Here is a 3,851-nt window from a genome sequence, read left to right as displayed (position 1 = left end):
CTCACAGCGGCCTTCCCGGCCTCGGTGTCACTCGTCACGTCAGTCATCAACTGTCGCTTCCAGCCCGGGAGTTACACCGCCCACCGTACAGACCCCCGCCCGGTTCCGCGCTCTCGCAGACGCCCACGACTCCGGCGCCCAGTCCGCCGAGGAGGCCATCGCATGAACCAGCAGGACGAGGACGAGCGTTCCCGCATCCGCGCGGCCATGGACCGCCTCCTGGCCGGCCAGCCCACCCGCTCCAACGGCAGCCTCACGGTGGTCGCGCTCGCCGCAGAGGCCGGTGTCCACCGCATGGCGCTGCAAAAACGCCATGCCGACCTCAAGGAGGAGTTCTACGCGCGGGTGCGTACGGAAACGCACCAGACGCCGGAGGCCGAAAGGCGGCTTCGCAAAGAAGTTGTCCGCCTGAAGGAAGCTCTCAAGGACTCCCGGGCCGCCGAGGCCCAGTCCCGGCATCGAGCGGAGCAGATGGCCCTCGCGGCAGCCGTCCTCATCCTCCGGCAACCCGATGGCCAAGACCAGCCCGTCCCCGACAACGTCATCCCGCTCCGCCCGTCCGGCGATTAAGGAGGGCAGGCCGTCACGCGGCGACGCCGAGCTCCTTGCGGGTCCGGTGGAGGAACTCGCGCACGGCCGGCTCGCGCCGCCAGGGGGCGAGGGCGGTGTTGAACTCGCGGACGTAGTCCTTGGCCCGGGAGGACTGGACGCGGGCGAGGATGTCGACAGACCGGTTGCCGAGTTCCAGGCCGTGGTCCAAGTCGCGCACCTGCAGGTGAGCCGTGCCGACGATGGCGAGCCGCATGCCGACAGAGCGGGTGAACACGCCGGTCGGCATGGCGGCGGCCTGCGGGTTCCAGGTCAGGGCCATCTTGGGATTCTTCAGAGTGATCTCCGGCAGATGACGTTGGTGGGCCGGGGGTCCCCTCGGCGGAACCGGACGCGGCGCTATCGTTTGATCTGGTGAACGCCGGTGGAGAATCCGGCTCCAGTGCCCGCAGGAGCGGTGAAGAAACCAGGTGAATCAGCCGTGTGCTCTTCGATTCGCCGGGCACCAGGAGCAACGGAGGTTGATAACTATGGTTCCCCTGCTTCTCGTTCTTCTGCTGGCTCTGATCCTCTTCGGCGCGGGCTTCGCGCTCAAGGCACTGTGGTGGATCGCCGTCATCGTGCTGGTCGTCTGGCTGCTGGGCTTCGTCATGCGCAGCGCGGGCACCGGCGGCCGCAAGGGCCGCTGGTATCGCTGGTAACCCGGCCAACAGCAGCAGTCCTGTGGGCCCCCGGGGACATTCGGGGGCCCACAGCCATGTCCCGCCGCACGACATCACTTCCGGCAAACCGTGTAACCACCACCTTCCCGGGCACCAGATTCCATAGCTGGGGCCCGGTGAAGCAGCGGAATCTGCACCTCCAACCACCGGACCCCAGCCACACCACACCCGCACCTCACACCGGCCGGCTGCACTCGAGCACGTCCCATCACGAGGCGCGGCCGATGACGCCGGGGCCAGCCTTGCCGGGGGCGCGGTCGACGGCTGCTTCGGCCACCAGTCGGGTTACACGGCCGCGGGCGCGATCGGCCGCCGTGCTGCCAGTCCGGCCACCCGGCAGACGCTGCACCGCGGGGTCTTCTCGGCTGCCTCGCGTCCTTAATCAACAGGCGGCTCACCCGCAAGCTGAGGGCCTCCATGCCCCCGCCACCAGCGCGCGCCGTCCCATGAGGTGGTGCGGTATACGAACCCGGCTTTTGTTGACTCTGTAACCGCTCATGCGCTTGCGTGGGCGAGGACACCGACTCCGTTGCATGGATCTCCGGAGGAAGAACGAGGTGGCCCCATGGACGTATCCCCCCTGGCCGTCTCCCAGCACACCACCCCTGCCGGCGTGCACGTCCTGACACTGAGCGGGGAGATCGACCGCAGCAGCGTGCCCTTCGTGGGCTGGGTGTTCGACAGCGGCGCAGGCGAGACATGCGCACCCCGCACGGTCATCGACTTCGAACACGTCACGTTCATGGACTGCAGCGGCGTCTCCTTCCTCGTCTACGCCCACCGTGCCGCGCAGGACAGCGACGGCTGGCTCCGTCTGGCCAACGTTCCCGCACCCGTGCAGCGGCTCCTGCACCTCGTCGGCCTGGACAACGTCATGCCGATGTATGCCACGCTCCAGGCCGCCCTCCCCTTCTGAAGAAACCGGCCAGGCGCCCAAGAGCTGCATGCGTCGCAAGGATTCCCTCACGTACCCCTGCCGGGCCTTGGGCCCCGAACTCCGGCCCTCTTCGCACGGGCGGTCAGCGTCGCGCAGGATCGGGCTCCGACGGCTTGGGCCTGGGCCGTCGCACCGGATTCATCCTTTCGTGGTCTCCCGGTGCGTGAGCAGGCCCGGCCCTGTGGTGATCGGTAGCGTGCGGAAAGCCGTCAATCGCACGGCATGTCCGCGTCGCCCGGCGCGGCCCCCTGCTCCGGAGGTGTCCCGATGGTGAGTATTGGCGGCCTGCTACCCCCGATCGGGCTGGAGATCCCCTGCTCCGGCTACGCCGTGAACGTGCCGTTGAAGATCGACGCGACCGGTATGGTCGAGCTCGACTTCAAGGGCGGCATCAGGGTCCGCATCGAGGCGAACCTCAACAGTGGTCTCGGCGGAGTGAAGATGAGGATCATCGGCGAGGAGTACAGCGCCGACCACCCGACCCTCGGCAGGGTCACACTCTCGCAAGCCGACATCGACACCACGCCCCTCAGTCTGCTGGAAGTCCTCTCGAACATGCCGCCGACGTTCAGGAGCACCCTGTTCCACGACTTCACCCTCACCATCGAGAAGTTCCCCGGCACCGGTGAGTCGATGGTGCTGTCCAACACCAAGACGATGACCACCCTGAACAGCAACCTCACCGTGTTCCCCCCGCAGGGCGCCGTCTACCAGCTGCAACAGCCGGTCGACTTCGCACCCGTCGGCGACCCGGCCAACGCCGTCGTGCAGCTCATGGCCCTCCCCATGACCATGTCCCACAACCCCTGACCGCCCGCCCCGCCCGCCCCGCCTGCCTGTCGACCGGCCGGGAGGGGCGGGCGCGCGGCACTTGCGGCGACCCCTCTGGACCCCTGGCGGACAGGGCTCTGTCGGCCGGTACCTGTTCGCGCGTCGTTCGTGCCGAGGTCCACGGCCTCGCCCGATGCACCGGAAATCCTGTGCCGCTTCGTGGGGAGCATGGGCCGGTGCTCATGTCGATAGCCCATGGGTGGGACAGCGTGTCCGGCCGAAGCGCTCCCGGCCGCGCCGGTTCCGCCGCGCCCTTGCAAGGCAACGGGAACTGAAATCACGATTTACTGGCTCGTTTGCGTTAAGACAAGTATTCGCCCCTTTCGTCGAGGTCATTCCATTGCCCAGGGTTGGAGCCGACACCGGCTCGACAGAGGGGATTTCGGCGTGGCGGATTGGGTGAACATCGGGGGCAGCCTCGCGGCCACCTCGGCGGGGTCCAGGACGACGGTATGGGGCGTGAACTCGGGGAACGGCATCTACCGGTACACCGGCGACCAGGGCACAACGGACTGGGTGGGCATCAACGGCAGCCTGGTCCGCATCGACGCGGGCTCCCGGACGAACGTGGGGGGTGCCTCTATGTCTTTCGTCAAGGCACCTCTGTCGGGTTTGGGGTGATTCGGTGTTGCTGGGGTCATGCGGCGAGCTCGACGTCCGTGGGCGTGCGGGATTCGTAGTGAGGTTCCCCCGAGATGCGGGGATGGGTGACAGGGAGTCAGATGGGTCTCACGAGAGGAGCCCAGACGATGCCTGCCCCGAGGAAGTACCCGCTGGAGTTGCGTGAGCGTGCGGTTCGGATGTACCGGACC

At 67.7% G+C, this 3,851-nt stretch carries 6 protein-coding genes; 5 read left to right on the top strand and 1 reads right to left on the bottom strand.

Features of this window, described 5'->3' with window-relative positions; translation table 11 throughout:
- The first annotated feature begins 162 nt into the window (after positions 1-162).
- On the top strand, positions 163-570 hold the full coding sequence (locus AB0958_RS44715) for a hypothetical protein (protein WP_366896225.1): 408 nt from the start codon (positions 163-165) through the stop codon (positions 568-570).
- A gap of 13 nt (positions 571-583) precedes the next feature.
- Here AB0958_RS44715 and AB0958_RS44710 read toward each other — a convergent pair whose 3' ends face one another.
- Complete coding sequence (locus AB0958_RS44710; protein ID WP_366896224.1) at positions 584-871, bottom strand: hypothetical protein; 288 nt, start codon at positions 869-871, stop codon at positions 584-586.
- Between the two features lie 208 nt (positions 872-1,079).
- On the opposite strand from AB0958_RS44710, the gene AB0958_RS44705 reads away from it, so the two are divergent.
- The 4 genes from AB0958_RS44705 (at position 1,080) to AB0958_RS44690 (ending at position 3,660) form a co-directional block, all read left to right on the top strand.
- Complete coding sequence (locus AB0958_RS44705; RefSeq protein WP_020131495.1) at positions 1,080-1,250, top strand: hypothetical protein; 171 nt, start codon at positions 1,080-1,082, stop codon at positions 1,248-1,250.
- A 586-nt stretch (positions 1,251-1,836) separates the two neighbouring features.
- A complete protein-coding gene (locus tag AB0958_RS44700; RefSeq protein WP_366896223.1) occupies positions 1,837-2,187 on the top strand; it encodes an STAS domain-containing protein in 351 nt (116 codons plus the stop codon).
- A 288-nt stretch (positions 2,188-2,475) separates the two neighbouring features.
- Positions 2,476-3,018 (top strand): hypothetical protein, encoded by a 543-nt coding sequence (locus AB0958_RS44695; RefSeq protein ID WP_366896222.1) that lies wholly within the window; start codon positions 2,476-2,478, stop codon positions 3,016-3,018.
- 408 nt (positions 3,019-3,426) lie between these two features.
- Positions 3,427-3,660 (top strand): tectonin domain-containing protein, encoded by a 234-nt coding sequence (locus tag AB0958_RS44690; protein WP_366896221.1) that lies wholly within the window; start codon positions 3,427-3,429, stop codon positions 3,658-3,660.
- Positions 3,661-3,851: the final 191 nt, after the last annotated feature.

The organism is Streptomyces sp. NPDC006655 (assembly GCF_040703965.1).
GTDB lineage: Bacteria > Actinomycetota > Actinomycetes > Streptomycetales > Streptomycetaceae > Streptomyces.
Note: the sequence above shows the minus strand (reverse complement) of the source record. Positions and strands in the feature narration are given on the sequence as shown.